The sequence below is a fragment of the Thermobaculum terrenum ATCC BAA-798 genome (genome assembly GCF_000025005.1).
Lineage (GTDB): Bacteria > Chloroflexota > Chloroflexia > Thermobaculales > Thermobaculaceae > Thermobaculum > Thermobaculum terrenum.
In genome coordinates, this window is sequence record NC_013525.1 from 931,285 (window position 1) to 950,476 (window position 19,192).

The window sequence follows — 19,192 nt, forward strand, 5'->3', positions numbered from 1 at the left end:
GGGTGACCTGAAGGAGGGGGAAATGTACCACGGTTTGACCGAGAGAATTCTCAAGGAGAGGTATCAGGACCTGCAAGATGCTGCTGAACACAGATACATAGTAAGTTGCCTTAAAACTCCTGAGAGGAGTGGAGTGAATCTTCTAGATAAGTCACTGTTGTATCTAGGAGTATACATGGTCAGGGTTGGTCTGTTATTGCAGAAGCATTACTTGAACAAGGAGATAAGAATCAAGGAGGCATCAAGATGAATATCCAAGAAATCGCGAACGGAGCTGATGAGTTACGAGTTAGCCTGCTACATGGAGATATATATGTCAGGGTAGAAGGAGAAGAATGGTCTGTTAGCGTTGGTGGGGGGCTGACCCCATCCATAGAGAGATCGGGAGATATGGTTCATATATCACAGCCTAAGGAAGATATAAGTCTGCGCTCGATCCAGAGAATGGATCTAACTTTGTCTATACCGTCCAGCGTAAGCGGGGTAAAACTTGAGACTGGTAAGGGCCAGATCGAGTTCAAGGGACAATCTCAGTATGAGGGGGATGTGTCATGTCACTCTGGATGGGGGAATGTAAGCGTTGATTCTGTTGAAGGCGACGTAAGGGTAGAAACTGGTAATGGCGAGGTCAGAGTTTTTCAAGTAGAAGGTGATATAACAGTCTCAACAGGGAATGGCAGAATCTTAGTGACCGATTTTGAGGGTGATGTTACCCTCTCTTCAGGTAATGGGGAGGTAAGAGTGTCCTCCGGAGAGGGTGATTTAAGGGTCTCTACAGGCAATGGAGACGTTAACGTCCAACAAGTCGAGGGGGATCTAAGTATAAATACTGCCCATGGGAAGGTTAATATTTCTGATTGCGAGTCCGCGCGTATTAGAGCCTCTTCTGCCATGGGGCCTATGCGGGTGGTAGGTTGTGAGATCGAAGAGATGCAACTTAATTCCATGATGGGTGACATCTACTTGGATTCAGAGCTAGAGGGGGGTAGGTATCAACTGTCATCTGGCCTAGGGGATGTAGTTGTCATCTTACCTGATGATATATCTGTACGCATCGATGCCCAGACAGGTTTTGGAAGGGTGCATTCAGAGTTCCCCCTGGTGCAAGTGGGCAGATCTGGGCCAATGGGTTTTGGTGGCGTAAGAATGGTAGGTACCACTGGCAGCGACCATCCAGAAGGAGACCTCTCAATAAAGACCGGCAAGGGTGATATCTCTATTCGTCGCGGCAATGGACAAGTTTTGCAACCTCGACCAGATAGTTATGAGGACGTTGAAGAGGATCAATCTTCACAACAGGAGTCAACATCTATACATGATGTAAGTGTAGATGCTTCTTCAGCTACCACTGATCAAGCTGACTACACCCCTTTGATGAAGCCTATGCTCGAAAATAAGGGCAAAACGAACGAGGAGTTCGTAAGAGAGGTACTCAGGTCGCTATCCAAAGGTGAGATAACTCCAGACGAAGCCGAGAGACTTCTCCAGAGCGTACTATAGCCAGTTTGCATTGGATAACATAGATACGTAGTTGGTAATATTTATCGCGTATGGAAAAGGCCGCCGTATTATGGGATCTTGATGGAGTCCTCGTGGACTCCAGACAATTTCACTATGAATCTTGGCTATATGTAGCCCACCCTAGGAGTGTAGAGATTAGCTATCAGGATTTCCTCCCAACTTTTGGGATGAGAAATCCTGATGCTATTCGTGTCCTGTTTGGAGATCTTCCTGAGGAAGAGATAAACAGAATAGCTGAAGACAAAGAGAGATACTTCCGGAAATCTATTAGGGGGAGAATCAAGCCGCTTCCTGGGGCTTATAACCTGGTAGTATCTTTGCATGCGAACGGACACAAGCAAGCCATAGCTTCTTCTACTCCCAGGTTGAATATAGAGGCGATACTGGCAGAGATTGGCTTGGAGGGCTGCTTCGACGAAATAGTATCTGGGGACGACGTCAAGAACGGGAAGCCCAACCCCGATATATTCCTCCTGGCTGCCGAAAAGCTTGGTGTTGATCCTCGGTGCTGCGTTGTTGTTGAAGATGCTGTAGTGGGAGTTCAGGCTGGTAAGGCTGCAGGGATGAAGGTTTTTGCTGTTGCTGGGACGCGACGCCCAGAGGATCTACGCCTTGCCGATAGGATCGTTCACTCCTTGGAAGAGTTATCCCTTGATGACTTTCAAGTAGATTGCTAACCTATATACCTGAATTCATATTAGCTTCGTCCACGGATTTAGGGTAGGAACCCAAAACTTTTACCCATCTCGACTGTTCATTTAGACAATCCAAAGCTCTTCTTAGATCCTGGTCGGTTACCCATCCCTGACAATCTACATAAAATATGTATTCCCACCCCTCACCTCGGGAGGGTCTTGACTCTATCTTCGTTAGGTTTACGTTGTTTTTGGCAAAGCAACCCAGGGCATGATAGAGAGCTCCGGGCTTGTTGGGAGTTGAGAACACCAGCGTAGTCTTACCTTCCTCACTGGGTTGCTCTGTGTGCACCACAGGTGATCGGCCTATTATCACAAATCTTGTACGGTTGGTTTTGTTGTCTTCTATGTCGGCTGCCAAAACCCTTAGCCCCCACACTTCAGCTGCTCTACGTGAAGCTACAGCGGCGATAGTAGGGTCTTGGAGTTCGGATACGAGTTTGGCTGCACCCGCTGTGTCGTAATACGCGACAGGCTGGATGTTATGTGCTCGTAACCAGTTTGCTGCTTGAGCCAGTGCCTGTGGATGAGAATAAGCTTTATTAATCCTATCTAGCTCAGTATCCTGTATACCTAGAAGGCAGTGCCGTACTCTAAGCTCATGCTCGCCTCTAATGAAGATTTTGCCCGCATATTCTAGCAATAGGTCATAAGTCTCATGTATGCTACCTGCTTGCGAGTTCTCTACGGGCACCACTGCCAAGTCTGTATGCTTGTTAGCCACTGATTCAAATACGTCCCTTAATGAGGGTAGCGGTACTGGTTCACATCCTGGCACAGAAAGTAGAGAAGCTTCTTCGCTGTATGCCCCTGGTTCTCCCTGAAATGCCACACGCTGTCTATCTGTCATAGCACCTTCCTAGACCGCTTTTGTCTTATTGTGCCAGACAGGGAGGCATGTATAGAAGATCGTTAGAGGCTCTATTTGCTACTATTAGGGATGTGACTATAAAGAGATTGGTGCAGGATAAAAAACAATGATGATTGTGAGGGTGATGCAAAGGCATGAGTCAAGATATGGAAATTAGGAATAAACTGAATGATCTAGCTTACAACCTTAAGTGGAGCTGGACTCCGTCTACTGCAGAGCTATTTTCCCATATAGATTCTGAGAACTGGCAGAAGACCAAGCACAATCCAGTACTGCTGCTAAAGAAGATATCTGATGAAAGGCTGCGGATGCTTCTAGCTGATAAGTCGTTTGTGGATAGAGTTAACCAGGAGCATGATTCCCTTCAACGTTATCTTGAGGCTAATAATACTTGGTTCTCAGAAAATTATGGGGCCAGGGACTTCAGCGTCGCTTATTTCTCAGCTGAGTTTGGCTTGGTAGAGTGTCTCCCTATCTATTCTGGAGGGCTGGGAGTTCTTGCTGGTGACCATCTTAAGTCGGCCAGTGATCTGGGTATTCCTCTGGTGGGTGTAGGTCTGCTCTATAAGAATGGCTACTTCTTCCAGAAGATAGATGAGAATGGTTGGCAGCAAGAGGAGTATCCAGATATAAACTATCTTCATACTCCGTTAACATTAGTAACCGACATGTCGGGCAATCGAGTAATAGGTGAAGTTGATGTCGCCGACGCTGTAGTTAAGTTCCAGATATGGAAAGCCAGGGTAGGAAGGGTAGACCTCTATCTTCTGGATACTAATTTGGAAGAGAATCAGGCCCCCTACAGGGACATAACCGATAAGCTTTACGGAGGGGATTCTGAAAAGCGCATTCAACAGGAGATCGTACTTGGTATTGGAGGTATCAGGGCTCTGCGAATGCTTGGGCTGTATCCTCAGGTCTATCACATGAACGAGGGACACTCAGCGTTTCTCGTCCTTGAGCGCATGAGAGAGATGATCCAGGATATGGGCAAAAGCTTCGAAGAGGCCCTGGAAACTGTACGATCTACTAACGTTTTTACTACTCATACTCCTGTAGCTGCTGGGCACGACTACTTCTCAATCGATCTGATTGAGAGGTATCTGCAATCTTATATTAATAAATTAGGTATCTCATTTGAGCAGTTACTGGCCTTGGGAAGGAAGAGACCAGAAGATGAAAACGAACTCTTCTGCATGACGGTGCTTGCATTGAAGTCATCTAGTAAAAACAACGGTGTAAGTAAGCTGCACGGTCGAGTCTCTCAGGAAATGTGGCGCTCCCTATGGCCGGAGCTGCCTGTCGAAGATGTGCCGATTGGTTATGTTACTAATGGTGTGCATGCGCCTACCTGGTTATCCAGCTCTCTTAGAGATATTCTAAGTGACTCAGAAGGGAATATAGATTGGCAGAAAATATTGGAAGTAGATGACGAACTTTTATGGCGCCTGCACAAAGAGCTCAAGAGGCAATTGATCGAGTTAGTCAATAGCAGATCGAAGATAGGTAAGCTGGGGAATCTTACTGAGGACGTCCTAACTATAGGATTTGCCAGGAGATTTGCCACCTATAAGAGAGCGACTTTGCTCTTCAGTGATGAAGAGAAGCTCGCTGCCATACTAAATAATCCTCAGCATCCAGTGCAGATACTATTCTCAGGCAAGGCACATCCGCGTGACAATGGCGGCAAGGAGTTGATACAAAAGATCGTACAACTCTCCAAACGTGAGCCCTTCCTTGGAAAGATAGCCTTTATAGAGGATTATGATCTAGAGATTGCCCGTCACCTTGTTAGGGGGTGCGATGTTTGGCTGAATAATCCAGTGCGTCCAATGGAGGCAAGCGGTACCAGTGGAATGAAAGCCAGCATGAATGGAGTGCTTAATGCTAGTACCCTGGATGGGTGGTGGGCAGAAGCTTGGGAATCTTCAAACAAAGGTAGCGACGGCTTTGGCTGGGCTATAGGGGACGGGAAAGTCTACGAAAGCCCGGAAGTGCAGAACGAGGTGGAATCGAGAGCAATATATGAGTTGCTGGAAGCAAGCATAATTCCTCTCTTCTACGATCGAGATGAAAAGGGGATTCCTCGTAAATGGGTCAAGATGATGAAGGAGGCTATATCTGGTTTGGGTCCTAAGTTTACCACCGATAGAATGCTGAAGGAATATGTGGAAGGCTTCTATATGGTGGATCGTACTGATGACAAGATATTAGTGTAATTCCTAGACTCTAAACTAGAGAGCTGCAGGTGCTTACATAAGCACCTGCAGCTCTCTTTTAAATGCTAGCTGAAAGCGAAGGATGGACCATGCATCTGCTGAGCAATCTGGTAGAGCCTTGCAACTCTCTTAGCTACTGGTGGATGCGTGCTAAACAAAGATGCCAGATCTGCACCTCTCAGTGGCTGCACTATGAAGAGGTGGGATGCTGCAGGGCTGACTCTCATCGGATGCATTGCCACAGATGCCTCCAGTTTTTGTAAAGCCGATGCTAGATCTAGAGGTCTTCCTGTCAGCTTGGCGGCCCCCTCGTCAGCTGCGTACTCCCTAGATCTAGAGATTGCTAGCTGTACCAATGTAGCTGCTATCGGTGCTACTATGATCACTAATAGTGCACCCAGCGGATTAGCACCGCCCTCGCGATCGTCAGATCTACTGTACCCACCGAATATAAACGCCCACCGTGCCATGTTTGCTAGGAACATAATGGCCCCAGCTATAGTAGCCACTATCGTCTGTATGAGCGTATCTCGGTTTCTTACATGAGTTAGTTCATGAGCTATTACTCCAGCTAGCTCATCTCTGTTTAGAATACTCATGATCCCAGTGGTTACGGCTACTGCTGCGTGTTTAGGATCTCGGCCGGTTGCAAATGCGTTAGCTGCGGGAGAATCAATTATATAAACCCTTGGCTTAGGTATCCTGGCTTGGTGAGCAAGTTGCTCTACTATCTGATGCAGCTCGGGTGCTTCCTCCCACCCGACCTCTCTAGCTCCAGTCATCATAAGGGCGATTTTGTCGCTGTACCAGTAAGAGAAGAAATTCATTCCTAATGCTAGTACAAAAGCGAATACAAGTCCTTGCCTACCGCCAAGAAGCATCCCCACCAACAAGAATAATCCTGTTAGCAGGGTCAGCAAGAATACAGTCTTTATTCCGTTCTTTGACATCACCTCTTCGAGGCCTCCATAAAACTAATGTTGTCTACATAAAACTATATCTATGCCTGTACTACCAGTCAAACAGTTGAGGGTATAAGATTGATTTGAACTTTTCTTACGGTATTATCCACATTAGTATCAACTAGTACTATGGACTGCCAGGTTCCCAATTGTAGTCGTTTATCTCTCACAGCCAATACTAGAAAAGGAGAGATGAAAGCTGGCAATATATGATCTCGCCCATGTCCTGGAGAGCCATGTGCGTGTCTGTAGTTGGAGCTTTTGGGAAAAAGCTGGTCTATCGCATTAATTAGATCGTACTCTGACCCTGACCCTGTCTCCATCAGTGCCAGTCCAGCTGTAGCGTGGGGTACGAAGACGTGTACCAGCCCTTCCTGTAAATCCTTAATGGCTTCTTCTATCTTACTGGTAATGTCTACCACCGCCGGTTTATTCCCGGTGTTGATCGTAAACTCAAGAGTCTTCACTCTCTACCTCCTAATTTCACTTGATCCTAGCAGGTGTGCCTTGGATTTTACTCTTAGAATATAGTGATATAATGCTGAATCGAAAGCTATCTGTGTTCTATATTTTGCAGGAGGAGATGTCATGAGTGACTCTATACATGATATCGCTATAGAAAGCCTTATGAAGGAGGAGCGTATATTTGACCCTCCTGAAGAGTTTCGTAAGAGGGCGAATATCAATTCTCCTGATATCTATAAGAAGGCCGAGGAGAACTTTGAAGCATTCTGGGATGAGCTTGCCAAAAGCGAGCTTCATTGGTTCGAACCTTATCAAAAAGTGCTGGATTGGAATCCTCCTTATGCGAGATGGTTTGATGGGGGCAAAATCAACGTCTCCTACAATTGCTTGGATAGACATGTCCTCTCTGGCGGTGGTGACAAGATAGCTTACTATTGGGAGGGCGAGCCCGGTGATACTCGAGAGGTAACTTATGCAGATCTCCTTAGAGATGTAAAGAAGTGTGCTAATGCCCTCAAGCAGCTTGGAGTGCAGAAGGGTGATAGAGTAGCCATATATATGCCGATGGTGCCGGAACTACCAGTTGCTATGCTTGCATGTGCGCGCATAGGCGCCCCTCATACTGTGGTGTTTGGAGGGTTCTCAGCTGATGCATTGGCCGGCAGAATAAATGATTCTCAGGCTAAGGTTCTTATTACTGCTGATGGTGGATATCGTAAGGGGAATATAGTTCCTCTCAAGAAGAATGCAGATGAGGCCCTAAAGAATACATCTAGCGTCGAGAAGGTAATAGTCCTCAAAAGAACAGGACATGATGTAGACATGACTCCTGGTAGGGATATCTGGTGGCATGACATTGTTCCAAATCAGTCCGAGGACTGCCCTGCAGAACCACTCGATTCAGAGCATATGCTATACCTATTGTATACTTCCGGTACTACTGCGAAGCCCAAAGGTATAGTCCATACGAGTGCTGGGTATCTACTTGGCGTATCACTTACCCACAAATGGATATTCGATATAAAGCCTGAAGATGTCTATTGGTGCGCTGCTGATATAGGGTGGGTTACTGGGCACTCCTATATAGTCTATGGGCCCCTAGCTAATCATACAACCAGCGTTATCTATGAAGGGGCGCCAGATTATCCAGGTCCTGACCGTTGGTGGTCAATAATAGAGAAGTATAAAGTGACCATACTCTACACAGCTCCAACAGCGATAAGGGCACACATGAAGTGGGGTCCTCAACATGCTCAGGCTCACGATCTGTCTTCTCTCCGTTTGCTTGGTTCGGTGGGCGAACCGATCAACCCTGAAGCGTGGCTGTGGTACTACAAGTACATAGGTGGGGAAAGATGCCCTGTGGTAGACACCTGGTGGCAGACTGAGACAGGTATGATCATGATAAGTCCGTTACCAGGTATAACTCGTCTCAAGCCAGGATCCGCAACCTTCCCCTTCCCTGGGGTTCAGGCGGATGTTGTTGATGAGCAGGGCAATAGTGTTCCACCTGGGGTAGGAGGTTATCTTGTTCTCAAGAGGCCTTGGCCCGCGATGCTCAGGGGAATATACGGAGATCCTGATAGATATGTTCAGACTTATTGGAGCAGGTTCCCTGACGTCTATTTCTCAGGGGATGGGGCCAAGCGCGATGAAGAAGGCTACTTCTGGCTCTTGGGTAGAGTGGACGATGTAATGAACGTTTCGGGTCATAGAATATCAACTATAGAAGTGGAAAGTGCGCTTGTTGATGACCCTCGCGTTGCTGAGGCAGCTGTTATAGGACAACACGACGAAGTAACGGGTGAGGCTATATTTGCATTCGTGATTCTTAAGTCCGATGTTGAGCCTACACCCGAGCTTGGAGAAGAACTACGCCAGCACGTTGCGAGGAAAATAGGTCCTATAGCTAGACCTAAACGCATCATGTTTACTCCTGACCTGCCGAAGACTCGTAGTGGAAAGATCATGAGGAGACTGCTGCGAGATATAGCGAATGATCGTCAGCTTGGAGATACTACTACTCTTGCAGATGCATCAGTAGTTGAGTTAATACAGAGCGCCACCAAGGCTAACGTTGAGGACGAGGACTCGGTAAGGCGTTAGTAACAAAGAACTCCAAGGGAGCGGGTATACCCGCTCCCTTGACCCCTCCCAGGGCGCAAGGTATATTGTAAAAGAAATGTAGCAGATGCAAATTATTTCAATCGCCATTTGATGCTTTGATTTTCGAGCTTACTCGCGCCCGGAGGATGCTATGCATATACCCGATGGTTACCTCAGTCCATCAACTTGTGCTGTTATGTACGCAGCAACAGCACCTTTCTGGTATATAGCCTTACAGAGGCTACGCAAATTCCTTTCTAGCAGGCTCATTCCCCTAATATCTTTGATGAGCGCATTCTCCTTCGTGATAATGATGTTCAACATCCCTCTCCCCGGCGGTACCACTGGGCACGCTGTGGGTATGGGTATAGCTTCGATTGTCCTTGGCCCTTGGGGATCGATCATAGCTATATCGATAGCTCTCATCCTCCAGGCTGTATTTTTTGGTGACGGTGGCATCCTGGCGATAGGTGCTAACTGTTTCAATATGGCTGTAGTAGGGTCTCTGGTGGCGTATGCAATATATCGTCTTCTGTCGGGCAGGGCACCTCTCACGTCTGGTAGAAGAGTCATAGCAGCTGCAATAGCGGGTTATGTAGCTATTAATGCTGCGGCTTTTCTTGCTGCTATAGAGTTTGGTATTCAGCCGATGCTTTTCAAAGACGCTAATGGCGTCCCACTTTATTCGTTTTATCCTCTTTCAGTAGCTATACCTGCCATGATGATAGGGCACCTAACATTTGCAGGTATAGCAGAGGCTATAGTAACCGGGGGAGTAGTAGCTTACTTGCAGAAGGTAGACCCAAGCTTGCTCAGAATGACAGCTGCGGATGTAGAAGAGGGTGTGCAGCGTACTAGCATATCCCCTCGTAGGCTGATACCTTTGTGGGTAACTCTTGCACTACTAGTCGTACTTACACCTCTTGGACTGCTAGCTTCTGGGACTGCATGGGGAGAGTGGGGTACTGAAGAGGTGGTTCAAGAGCAAGCCGGATACTATATTCGCAACCTGTCGACTTCTGAAAGGCAGGCACTTGCCTCCGACTTTAGATCCTTGGCTTCACAGACTTCCAATGGGTCTTTGCGCAACGATTATAATCTCACCGCTCAATCAATTGAAAGCGGGAATATAAACGAAGCTGCTAGCCTCGTCCAGAAGCATATCTCCTCACTAAGGGATGCTAGTAGCCAATACGGAAGTATTGGAGATATGGTATCTAACATCCATGAGCCTTCGGGACTCAAGAAGTGGTCTTCCATCTGGACAGCTCCCATTCCGGATTATGCCCCTTCATTCATGAGGAGTGAGGTGGCAGGTTACATCATATCAGCTGTAGTAGGTATACTGCTCGTCACATTAGTTACCTGGCTTATAGGGAAAATATTTTTGGCCAGTAGATGGAACAATGGATCCTAGTACACCAGGCTATGGTTTATGGGCTTGATTAGTAAAAAGAATAAGAGAGCTGGGTTTCTAGAGAAGAGCTTAGATGGAATAACCCATGCTTTGGAGAGGGCTTCCTTTAGTGAGCATACTTATGGTAAAGGAGGCTTCCTGCAGCGGCTGGATCCAAGGGTAAAGGTTATAGGCTTCTTGCTTATCATCTTATCTTCAGCTGCGTCTAAGTCTCTTCTTGTGATCTTGAGCATATATATCTTTTCTATAGTATTGGCTATTATTTCCAAAGTCTCTCTAGGAGCTATTGCCAGGACCGTGTGGATCGGCGCCCTCATATTCACGGGGGCTATAGCCCTCCCAGCTCTTTTTCTTACTCCTGGGAATCCCATTTTTCACATTCCAATCCTTGGTTGGGGTGTGACCGAGCAGGGAGTAAAAAGTGCAGCATTTCTTATATCTCGGGTCATAACATCTGCTACCTTTGCGTTTCTACTTGTACTAACTACTCCTTGGAGTCACATATTGAAGTCATTACGTTTCCTGCGGGTGCCTGTATTATTCGTGGTCATACTCAACATGACTTATAGATATATATTCCTGCTATTACGCACGGCGCAAAATATGTTTGAGTCTCGTAGAAGTAGGACTGTTGGGAAGCTCTCTCCTGCTGACAGCCGCAGGATAACTGCCGCAACAGCCGGTGTGCTGCTTAGCAAGAGCATGAAAATAAGTAGTGATGTCTATATGGCTATGCAGTCTAGAGGATTCCGAGGTGAAGTAAGGACACTTGAGGACTTTACAATGAGTTCTAGAGATTGGGTGGTCCTGCTGACATTTGTGTCCCTGAGCTGCCTGTGGCTATGGTTAGGAAGATAGGGAGAATAACTATGAGTGATCCTGTTTTTGTTCTGGAAGATGTGTGTTATAACTATCCTGGTGGTATAAAGGCTCTTGACGGTCTGAATCTCTCCGTAAATGCTGGCGATAGAATAGCCATACTCGGGGCTAATGGTTCCGGGAAATCAACATTACTTAGACTGCTGGATGCTCTGTACTTTCCTAGCCAGGGTAAGTTTACTGCCTTTGGAAGACTAATAACTGAAGAATCCTTCCAGGATGAGGATTTTGCATTTTCCTTTAGAAGAAGAGTAGCTTTGGTCTTCCAGGACCCGGATGTGCAGTTGTTCAATGCTACAGTTTTCGACGAAGTTGCGTTTGGTCCATTGCAGCTGGGTTGGGATAAGTCCGAAATAATTCGTAAAGTTAATGACATTCTGGATCTTATGGAGATAGCTCATCTTCGTGACCGGGCTCCGCACAGACTTTCTGGAGGTGAGCAGAAGAGGGTAGCTTTGGCCTCAGTTCTCATTCTTGATCCGGAAGTGTTACTTCTGGATGAGCCTACGGCTGCTCTTGATCCCAGGAGTCAGGAGCAGATCATAGACTTCCTAACCTTGTGGGGGCAGAAGGGCAAAACTATCATCTGTAGCACTCATGATTTGGATATAGTAGAGGACATAGCTGACAAGTGCTATGTCATACAAGCAGGTAAAGTCGCCGCGAATGGCAGTCCTGGAGATATCCTGGCAGATATCAATCTGCTTCTAAATACCAATCTTATTCGTACACCTAGGATCAGGCTCAATAGTCCCTAAGATCTGTACCAGCTAGGTCTTAATAAGTTTGGGCGCAGACAGTTTCTGCGCCCAAACTTATGTTGCTTTTTAGGTTTATCTGTTGATGGAGAATGTGACCTGTACGCTGATTGTTACTTTCATGCTGCCGGGCTCTATAGGAGTACTAACATCAGCAGCTGACCTGGCTTCAACACCTGCCGGCAATACTATAGGTGGATTAGAAACTGCTCCCTCGGAGATATATACTGGCAGCCCAAGAGTTACTCCAGCCGCCTGTGCTAGCTGTTGAGCCTTCTCCCTAGCATTCTCCATTGCTCTCTGGCGCGCTTGTTTCTCGAGCTCTGACTTATTCTCTATTCCAAAGCTTATACCGCTTACGTAATTGGCGCCAGCCTTAATGGCCTCATCCAGGATATTCGAGGAGGATTCTATGTTGCGTATAGTAACACTTACGTTGTTGTTGATAACAAAGACTCGCCTTTCCTGATCGTACCATATGCTGTAATTGGTTGTCTGTATATCCTTTTCCTTAACTCCTAGCTGCTTGATCTTATCTAGGATGTTGTTCATCTGTTTTGCGGCCTCTTCTCTTGCCGCTTCCAGAGAAGTGTTTTCGGTTTGAAATCCTAAGTTCAGATAGGCAGTATCTGGCCTAGCTACGGCCTCGCCTTCTGCCGTGACAGTTATGCCTGATGACAGTTTACTAGGTGCTGGATCGCTGCTTTGAACATCTTGGTCTTTCAATGTACTTGCCCTCGTTATAAACAAGCCATAGCTAATAGCTGCAACTGCTAATAGCAATAGTATTGCCTGTACTAGATTCCTTTTTATTGAGTGCCACATTATACTACCCCTCCGGTTGATGAACTCTTGTTTACTTTACCTTGCCTGTCTCCCGGGATATCACAAGCAGGTATTTTGTGATACTAAGACTGAAATTGTCCTATCTTAGTTCCCAACGTATTCAAGAAACATCCTGAACTAAGGTAAAATCGCTCTTTAGAAAACTGTTTAGGAGGGATTATGAGACTGGTAACCTACCTGGAAAACGATCTACCTAAGTTGGGAGCTGTCAATGATGATAGGGTGGTTGATCTAGCCAGGGCTTCTTCCGGAAGGCTACCTAGTACTATGATAGAGTTCATCGAGATGGGAGCGCAGGCTTTGGACTTTGCAAGGGAGCTAGTTTACGGGTCGGATAATCCCGCCTCTGTACCCCTTGAGTCAGTTAAGCTTCTAGCTCCGATTCCAGTTCCTCGTAGAAATGTAATGTGTGTGGGTTGGAACTATGCTGAGCATTTTGAGGAGGGTTTAAACAAACGAGGACCGAGCGATGCTGAGCAGATGCCAGAATATCCAACATTTTTTACTAAGCTCACAACTACTGTGATTGGCCCGGGAGAAGGCGTGCAGTTCAACAGGAAGATATCCGAACAGGTAGATTGGGAGGTAGAGCTTGCAGTAATTATTGGTCGTAGGGGCAGAAATATAACCCAAGAAGAGGCTATGAATTATGTCTTTGGGTACACCATAGCAAATGACGTATCAACAAGGGACCTACAAAGGCGTCATGGTGGCCAGTGGTTTAGGGGCAAAAGCCTAGATACTCACTGTCCAATGGGTCCGTGGATAGTGACTGCTGATGAGATCGAAGATCCTCACAATTTGAGATTGTCCCTTAAGGTAAACGGTGTCGTAAAGCAAGATTCAAGTACCAAATACATGGTCTTTAGGATTCCTAGACTTATACAAGAACTGTCCTTGGGTTCGACCTTATTGCCTGGTGATATTATCTTGACCGGTACGCCTCCTGGGGTGGGATTTGCGCGTACTCCAGCAGAGTTTTTGCGTCCTGGTGACGTCATGGATCTGGAGATAGAGAAGATAGGTAGACTATCTAATCCAGTAGTGGAGTTCAACGATTAACTGATTTCTAATGCAGGTGCGCATATAAGCCATTTCGCTTACTAAGCAGTAAGCAAAAAGTAGGATGAAACTATGCACACCTGCACGATGCCGTTTCTCCCTCAAGTAGCTAGTATCTAGAGTGAGAGGGAACGGAGGGAGAAACGTGAATTCAGAACTCAGGGACAACACAAGTACTCAACACATCTTGGACAAAGAAAGAGAGCTGGTAGAGAAGTCAAAGGTAGATAGGAGCGCGTTCGCCGAGCTGTATGCTTCATATGCCGAGAGGTTATATAACTATATTTACAGCAGAGTGCATAATCGCGAGGATGCTGAGGACCTTACATCTCTGACTTTTATGCTTGCCCTCGAGGCTATAGAGAAGTATGAATGGCGTAATTTGCCATTTGGAGCCTGGCTATTTAGAATAGCGTCCAATCAGATAGCAGTATACTATCGCAAGAAGAAGAACCTTCAATCGATTGAAGATCTTGCAATCGCTGATAGTGCACTCGACCCAGAAAGAGAAACTATGCGTATCGGTGATCAGCTGATGATCCAGAAAGCGATCAACAGACTTAACCCCGATCAGCAAAAGGTTATACGCATGCGCTACTCACAAGGTATGAAAAATAGGGAGATAGCAGAGGTAATGGGGCGTACTGAAGGTGCAGTTAAGCTGCTTATACATCGTGCGACGAACAATCTTCGCGCCCAGATGAGCGGGGCGCTCTTCTAGAAGAGCGCCCCGCTCTTTGCTATTTGTTGTCTTCTTCCTGATCTTCCTCGTCGTCCTTGTTTCTGTTCTGGCTTTGCTGGCGTAGATATTCCTCTATCGATCGGATTAATCCTTCAGCCTCCGAAGCATCGTAACCCTCAGGAGTACCTTCGTCTTGTGTGTCCTCGTTTTGTTGATCCTCCACGCGCTGTTCCAGCTCGCGCACATATTGTTCGATATCCGGATTGTCTGATACAGCAGCATCTACCTGTGATTCGAATGTTATAGCTTCCATCTGAAGTCTATCTACAGATACTCTGAGCCCTGTTAGTCTCTCGACACTATCTACGAGAGCTAGTGCTGCCTTTGGGTTGGGCGATGCGGATATATAATGAGGAACTGAAGCCCAGATACTGGCATGCTGAATACCTGACTCTGCTAGGGTCAGCCCTGCAACGCTTACAATACCCGTTGGCCCTTCATAGAAAGAGCTATTTATGCCTAAACTCCTTAGCTTTTCTCCAAGCTCCGGGCTGCTAGCCCCACCGCTTAAGGGCACGGGACGAGTATGAGGGGTATCGGCAAGCATGGATCCGAGGGATATGACTTCTTTAACACCTAACCTGTTTGCCATTTTTACCAATAATGAAGAATACCTTCTCCACCTCAGATTAGGCTCGGTGCCAACAAAAAATACATAATCCTTGGATTCTGAGATATGTGCGTAATAGAAGTTATTCGGAGTCCAAGTTATTACTCGCCCATAATCTCCTATAGGTCGTGTGTAAGGTCTTACTTGAGTAAAGTCATAGAATTCATCAGGATCTATGGACGCGAACATGGTAGCGCCTGTCTGCGAGATTATATACTCGAGCGCGTATGTGGCGGCGTTGCCAGCGTCATTCCAGCCTTTGTAAGCGGCTATCATTGTGGGATTCGCCAGGTTAGGCCAGCTTTCTGCTCTGATCTCTTCCAATTCATGTCCCCCTAAGAATTCAGAAGATAGATTTCATTATGCCACGCTCGTCTGGACCTTTGATACCTTCAGGCAGCATAATGTGATCATGAATCTTTTCCTTTTAGACAGCAGTCTGACTTCCGTGTTAGGTGCTTCTGTACCTACATCCGTACGAAGTTTATTAATTCTAGCTACTGCGGCTTTGATTGCGGGAGCTATCAATGCTATAGCTGGCGGAGGCTCTCTCATTACTTTCCCAGCTCTTCTCGCTGTGGGTCTACCTAGTGTGACAGCCAATGTAACGAATACGGTAGCATTATGGCCTGGGACCATAGGCGGGAGTGTAGCCTATCGAAGGGAGCTTCGCTGCCAAAGCAAGAGGATATGGATCCTGGGAACTGTAGGTTTTGTAGGAGGACTGCTTGGATCTTTTATCTTGCTAATTAGTCCTCAGTCTGTATTCGACCTTATAGTGCCTTTTCTTATACTCTTTGCTTGTGGCCTCTTGCTTGTACAGAAGAGGATTGCCAAATGGATACTAACAAGTAGAGACGGCAAGGGAGAGAATTTGTTATCTCCTGGCATCCTGCTCGGACAGTTTCTTGCAGCTGTGTATGGAGGATATTTTGGAGCCGGGTTAGGAATAATAACCCTGGCTATTCTAGGGCTCTTCCTGGATGACGACCTTCAAAGGATAAACGCTCTAAAGGGAGTTCTCACACTAATTATTAACGGCATAGCAGCATTGTATTTTGCTGTATTTGGTAATGTTGTGTGGCCTTTGGCTTTACTCATGGCTGTTTGTAGCTGGACAGGAGGATTCTTGGGCGTAAGGGTAGCACGCAGACTCAATCCAGATGTGCTGCGGTTGCTAGTAGTAATATACGGTATAGTTGTGTCGATCAGGTTAATGCTGTCTTAGGTTACATAATGTTTGTTGCCTCGGGGTTTTTATTTACTGGTAGCTTTGCAATCACTATTCCATCATGTACGTCGTGCCTAATAGAAAAACCTAGTTTTCTGCAGAGCTTTTGCATGCCGTAGTTTTCGGGTAATATTTGAGCTTGAAGATTCGATATACCTTCCCTTTTTGCTACTTCAATAAGTTTGCTCAACAAGAGTGTGCCTATCCCTCTGCGCTGAAACTTGTCGCTGATTATCATTGCAAATTCAGCATCTTGGCTCCATTCCACCCTGCTTAGTCTAGCCACACCTATTATTTCACTCCCCGCGCTCGGATCGTATCTTTCTGCTACTAAGGCCATTTCCCGATCATAATCTATGAAGCATATTCGGGTTAGTCGCTCGTGTGCCGTTCTCTGAGTCAGACTCATCATTCTGAAATATCTAAAGTAGATACTTTCTTCTGATAAAGTCTGGTGGAACCTTACGATTAAAGGCTCATCTTCTGCCCTGATAGGACGAATAGTTAGCTCTGTACCATCTTCCAAATTTACCCGCCATATGTACTCTGCCGGATAAGGTCTGATGGCGGGCCTAGGGAAAGAGCTAACATCCTTATCATGCAATATTGCTCGAGCGTCTAGCGCCAGTATGTTGTTTGAAGATGCTAGTAGAGGATTGATCTCTATTTCTTTGATTTCTGGGTAATCAACTACCAGCTGACTGAACCTTACTATTATCTGCTCGAGAGCACTAATGTCTACTCGCTTTCTTCCCCTTACTCCCAGTAGCGCTTGAAATATCTTAGTTCTCTCCATCATTCTGCGGGCTAGGGTAGTGTTCAGTGGTGGCAGTCCTAGTTCTCTGTCTCTATATACTTCGACTAGTTGTCCTCCCGATCCAAAAACCAGGACTGGCCCAAACTGGGGGTCTACGCTGCTACCGATTATAAGCTCGTAGCCTGATTCCTTTATCATTGGTTGGACAGTTACGCCATCAAAGTCTTCCCCTAAGGCTGACTTCATTGTGTGCCAAGCATCTTTGACCCCTTCAGGGGTCGTTATATTCAGGTACACGCCTCCCACATCCGTTTTGTGTGTGATCCTATTTGATAGTAGCTTGACCACTACTGGATAGCCGATCTCAATAGCGGCTTCTAAGGCCTCGTCTAGTGTGTGAGCAGGTATGGTCCTAACAGTGGGTATTGAGTAATAGTTTAGGATTTGCTTCGTTTCCCATTCAGTTAAGACTGTTCTTCCAGCATTCCTACATTCCTGGATCTTGTTGGCTATATCCTGACGATCCTCGTCAGATATGTCAGTACTGGCTAGAGAGGGGGTTTCATACAGTAACCTCAGGTTTTCGTTGTACTGCCACATGTAATTGAACATTCTTACCGCTACATCCGGGTATCTGAATGTGGGGATGTTAGCGTTGTTTAACACTCTTTCTCCTTCAGCAACCATCTCTGCGCCCATCCAGCTTGCTAGTACAGGCTTTTTTGAACGCCTGGTGTTTGATACAAGTGCTTGTGCAGTACGTGTTGGTTCAGTCATAGCTTGTGGGGTGAGAATTACCAGCAGTCCATCAGCGTTAGGATCTTCGACTACGGATTCCATAGCTTTGTTATATCGGTCGGCATCTGCATCTCCCAGAATATCTACAGGGTTGCCGTGGCTCCAGGTAGGTGGGAGAAAAGAATCTAAGATCCTGCTAGTATCTTCCGATAGGGTAGCCAATTCTCCTCCACCGCTGATCAGTGCATCTGTAGCTAGAACACCAGGTCCACCAGCGTTAGTAACTATTAGCAACCTCTTCCCTTTGGGCCTCGGTTGCTTGCTAAGAACTTCAGATATGTAGAACAAATCAGATATGCTGTTGACCCTAAGAGCACCTACTCTTCTTATGGCTGCATCAAAAACATCGTCACTTTCGGCAAGTGCACCGGTATGTGAGGCCGCGGCTTTGGCTGCAGCTTCGGTTCTGCCAGCTTTTACTATGATGACAGGCTTTGTGAGGGCGATCTCTCTCACAGCGGAAAGGAAAGACCGGGCGTCTCCTACGGATTCTATATACAGCAGGATGCTGTTGGTGTGGGGGTCATCTCCTAGGTAGTAAATGAGATCGCTCCAGCTTATATCTAGCATAGAGCCAATAGATATAAATGCTGAAAATCCCACATTTTCCCTAAGGCTCCAATCCAAAATAGCGGTACAAAGTGCCCCACTCTGGCTTATAAAACCCACGCTTCCTGGCTTTGCTATGGATGCAGCGAACGTGGCGTTTAGACCTGTAGGTGGCCTCATGATACCAAGGCAGTTAGGACCAATGATTCGCATCCCAGAGGTCCTAGCTATATCAAGGATTTCGCTCTCAAGCTTTTTGCCTTCTTCACCACGTTCTCGGAAACCGGCGCTAAGTATTATCGCTCCCTTGATACCTACTTGAGAGCACTCCGATATTACTTGAGGTACAGTTTGTGGAGGAGTAGCGATAACAGCCATATCTGCTTGATCGGGAATGTCCAGTACAGACCGGTAAGCTTTTATGCCAAGAACGCTGGACCTACGTATATTGACTGGGAATACCGTTCCGCCAAAGGGATTGCTGATGAGGTTCCATAAAACAGTTCTACCTACACTACCTGGCTCTTCACTGGCTCCTATGACAGCTACGGCCTTGGGTGCAAATATCGCATCTAGTGCAGTTCTTCCATAGCCTAGTATGTTGTGAGCGGGATCACCTGCCGTTACGGACCTATCGTACACCTTTCTACTCCTAGGGACGAAGCATATTCTGATACCAAAATTAGGGCGTTGAACGCCATGTT

General features: G+C 46.5%; 17 protein-coding genes. 11 read left to right on the forward strand and 6 right to left on the reverse strand.

The genetic code is table 11. The annotated features are described in order from the left end of the window. Window positions 1-22 precede the first annotated feature (22 nt). Genes TTER_RS04400 through TTER_RS04410 form a run of 3 tightly spaced genes read left to right on the forward strand, consistent with a single transcriptional unit; the run spans window position 23 to window position 2,198 of the window. Entirely contained in the window at window positions 23-250 is a 228-nt protein-coding gene (locus TTER_RS04400) for a hypothetical protein (RefSeq protein WP_012874826.1), read from the forward strand. Then, on the forward strand, window positions 247-1,500 hold the full coding sequence (locus TTER_RS04405) for a DUF4097 family beta strand repeat-containing protein (protein ID WP_012874827.1): 1,254 nt from the start codon (window positions 247-249) through the stop codon (window positions 1,498-1,500). Before TTER_RS04400 ends, TTER_RS04405 begins: the two co-directional genes overlap by 4 nt. A gap of 50 nt (window positions 1,501-1,550) precedes the next feature. Next, complete coding sequence (locus TTER_RS04410; RefSeq protein WP_012874828.1) at window positions 1,551-2,198, forward strand: HAD family hydrolase; 648 nt, start codon at window positions 1,551-1,553, stop codon at window positions 2,196-2,198. Window position 2,199: 1 nt separating this feature from the next. On the opposite strand, the gene pheA is transcribed toward TTER_RS04410, so the two are convergent. Next, a complete protein-coding gene (pheA, locus tag TTER_RS04415; RefSeq protein WP_012874829.1) occupies window positions 2,200-3,066 on the reverse strand; it encodes a prephenate dehydratase in 867 nt (288 codons plus the stop codon). A gap of 155 nt (window positions 3,067-3,221) precedes the next feature. Between pheA and glgP the strand changes: the two genes are divergently transcribed. Beyond that, a complete protein-coding gene (glgP, locus tag TTER_RS04420; protein WP_148211886.1) occupies window positions 3,222-5,306 on the forward strand; it encodes an alpha-glucan family phosphorylase in 2,085 nt (694 codons plus the stop codon). 65 nt (window positions 5,307-5,371) lie between these two features. Here glgP and TTER_RS04425 read toward each other — a convergent pair whose 3' ends face one another. Together TTER_RS04425 and TTER_RS04430 are read right to left on the reverse strand one after the other, a co-directional pair. Further along, complete coding sequence (locus TTER_RS04425; RefSeq protein ID WP_041424349.1) at window positions 5,372-6,256, reverse strand: zinc metalloprotease HtpX; 885 nt, start codon at window positions 6,254-6,256, stop codon at window positions 5,372-5,374. 68 nt (window positions 6,257-6,324) lie between these two features. Continuing rightward, on the reverse strand, window positions 6,325-6,735 hold the full coding sequence (locus TTER_RS04430) for a secondary thiamine-phosphate synthase enzyme YjbQ (RefSeq protein WP_012874832.1): 411 nt from the start codon (window positions 6,733-6,735) through the stop codon (window positions 6,325-6,327). A 121-nt stretch (window positions 6,736-6,856) separates the two neighbouring features. On the opposite strand from TTER_RS04430, the gene acs reads away from it, so the two are divergent. The 4 genes from acs (at window position 6,857) to TTER_RS04455 (ending at window position 11,893) form a co-directional block, all read left to right on the forward strand. Beyond that, window positions 6,857-8,839, forward strand: a complete 1,983-nt coding sequence (acs, locus tag TTER_RS04435) for an acetate--CoA ligase (protein WP_012874833.1) — start codon at window positions 6,857-6,859, stop codon at window positions 8,837-8,839. 151 nt (window positions 8,840-8,990) lie between these two features. After that, the gene (gene cbiM / locus TTER_RS04440) at window positions 8,991-10,256 is read left to right on the forward strand and encodes a cobalt transporter CbiM (protein ID WP_012874834.1); all 1,266 of its coding nucleotides are present in this window, start codon (window positions 8,991-8,993) and stop codon (window positions 10,254-10,256) included. Window positions 10,257-10,274: 18 nt separating this feature from the next. Then, a complete protein-coding gene (cbiQ, locus tag TTER_RS15295) occupies window positions 10,275-11,114 on the forward strand; it encodes a cobalt ECF transporter T component CbiQ (RefSeq protein WP_012874835.1) in 840 nt (279 codons plus the stop codon). An 11-nt stretch (window positions 11,115-11,125) separates the two neighbouring features. After that, window positions 11,126-11,893 (forward strand): energy-coupling factor ABC transporter ATP-binding protein, encoded by a 768-nt coding sequence (locus TTER_RS04455; RefSeq protein WP_012874836.1) that lies wholly within the window; start codon window positions 11,126-11,128, stop codon window positions 11,891-11,893. A 75-nt stretch (window positions 11,894-11,968) separates the two neighbouring features. Here TTER_RS04455 and TTER_RS04460 read toward each other — a convergent pair whose 3' ends face one another. Continuing rightward, window positions 11,969-12,718, reverse strand: a complete 750-nt coding sequence (locus TTER_RS04460; RefSeq protein ID WP_012874837.1) for an SIMPL domain-containing protein — start codon at window positions 12,716-12,718, stop codon at window positions 11,969-11,971. A 180-nt stretch (window positions 12,719-12,898) separates the two neighbouring features. Here TTER_RS04460 and TTER_RS04465 point away from each other — a divergent pair, with 180 nt between their 5' ends. Together TTER_RS04465 and TTER_RS04470 are read left to right on the forward strand one after the other, a co-directional pair. Continuing rightward, window positions 12,899-13,801, forward strand: coding sequence for a fumarylacetoacetate hydrolase family protein (locus TTER_RS04465; protein ID WP_012874838.1), 903 nt, complete (start codon window positions 12,899-12,901; stop codon window positions 13,799-13,801). Window positions 13,802-13,946: 145 nt separating this feature from the next. After that, window positions 13,947-14,522, forward strand: coding sequence for an RNA polymerase sigma factor (locus TTER_RS04470; RefSeq protein WP_012874839.1), 576 nt, complete (start codon window positions 13,947-13,949; stop codon window positions 14,520-14,522). Window positions 14,523-14,541: 19 nt separating this feature from the next. On the opposite strand, the gene TTER_RS04475 is transcribed toward TTER_RS04470, so the two are convergent. Continuing rightward, complete coding sequence (locus TTER_RS04475; RefSeq protein ID WP_012874840.1) at window positions 14,542-15,477, reverse strand: PAC2 family protein; 936 nt, start codon at window positions 15,475-15,477, stop codon at window positions 14,542-14,544. Between the two features lie 88 nt (window positions 15,478-15,565). Here TTER_RS04475 and TTER_RS04480 point away from each other — a divergent pair, with 88 nt between their 5' ends. Next, on the forward strand, window positions 15,566-16,381 hold the full coding sequence (locus TTER_RS04480) for a sulfite exporter TauE/SafE family protein (RefSeq protein WP_012874841.1): 816 nt from the start codon (window positions 15,566-15,568) through the stop codon (window positions 16,379-16,381). Between the two features lies 1 nt (window position 16,382). Here the strand turns inward: TTER_RS04480 and TTER_RS04485 are convergent, their stop codons facing one another. After that, window positions 16,383-19,130 carry a bifunctional acetate--CoA ligase family protein/GNAT family N-acetyltransferase gene (locus TTER_RS04485; protein WP_012874842.1) on the reverse strand — a complete coding sequence of 916 codons (2,748 nt, stop codon included), beginning with the start codon at window positions 19,128-19,130 and terminating at the stop codon, window positions 16,383-16,385. Window positions 19,131-19,192: the final 62 nt, after the last annotated feature.

Excerpts from the sequence above, each read along its gene's own strand:
- TTER_RS04460 (WP_012874837.1), bottom strand. The coding sequence starts at position 12,718 with ATGTGGCACTCAATAAAAAGGAATCTAGTACAGGCAATACTATTGCTA.
- TTER_RS04405 (WP_012874827.1), top strand. The coding sequence starts at position 247 with ATGAATATCCAAGAAATCGCGAACGGAGCTGATGAGTTACGAGTTAGC.
- TTER_RS04455 (WP_012874836.1), top strand. The coding sequence starts at position 11,126 with ATGAGTGATCCTGTTTTTGTTCTGGAAGATGTGTGTTATAACTATCCT.
- cbiQ (WP_012874835.1), top strand. The coding sequence starts at position 10,275 with ATGGGCTTGATTAGTAAAAAGAATAAGAGAGCTGGGTTTCTAGAGAAG.
- glgP (WP_148211886.1), top strand. The coding sequence starts at position 3,222 with ATGAGTCAAGATATGGAAATTAGGAATAAACTGAATGATCTAGCTTAC.
- TTER_RS04480 (WP_012874841.1), top strand. The coding sequence starts at position 15,566 with ATGAATCTTTTCCTTTTAGACAGCAGTCTGACTTCCGTGTTAGGTGCT.
- acs (WP_012874833.1), top strand. The coding sequence starts at position 6,857 with ATGAGTGACTCTATACATGATATCGCTATAGAAAGCCTTATGAAGGAG.
- cbiM (WP_012874834.1), top strand. The coding sequence starts at position 8,991 with ATGCATATACCCGATGGTTACCTCAGTCCATCAACTTGTGCTGTTATG.
- TTER_RS04400 (WP_012874826.1), top strand. The coding sequence starts at position 23 with ATGTACCACGGTTTGACCGAGAGAATTCTCAAGGAGAGGTATCAGGAC.
- TTER_RS04465 (WP_012874838.1), top strand. The coding sequence starts at position 12,899 with ATGAGACTGGTAACCTACCTGGAAAACGATCTACCTAAGTTGGGAGCT.
- pheA (WP_012874829.1), bottom strand. The coding sequence starts at position 3,066 with ATGACAGATAGACAGCGTGTGGCATTTCAGGGAGAACCAGGGGCATAC.
- TTER_RS04425 (WP_041424349.1), bottom strand. The coding sequence starts at position 6,256 with ATGTCAAAGAACGGAATAAAGACTGTATTCTTGCTGACCCTGCTAACA.
- TTER_RS04410 (WP_012874828.1), top strand. The coding sequence starts at position 1,551 with ATGGAAAAGGCCGCCGTATTATGGGATCTTGATGGAGTCCTCGTGGAC.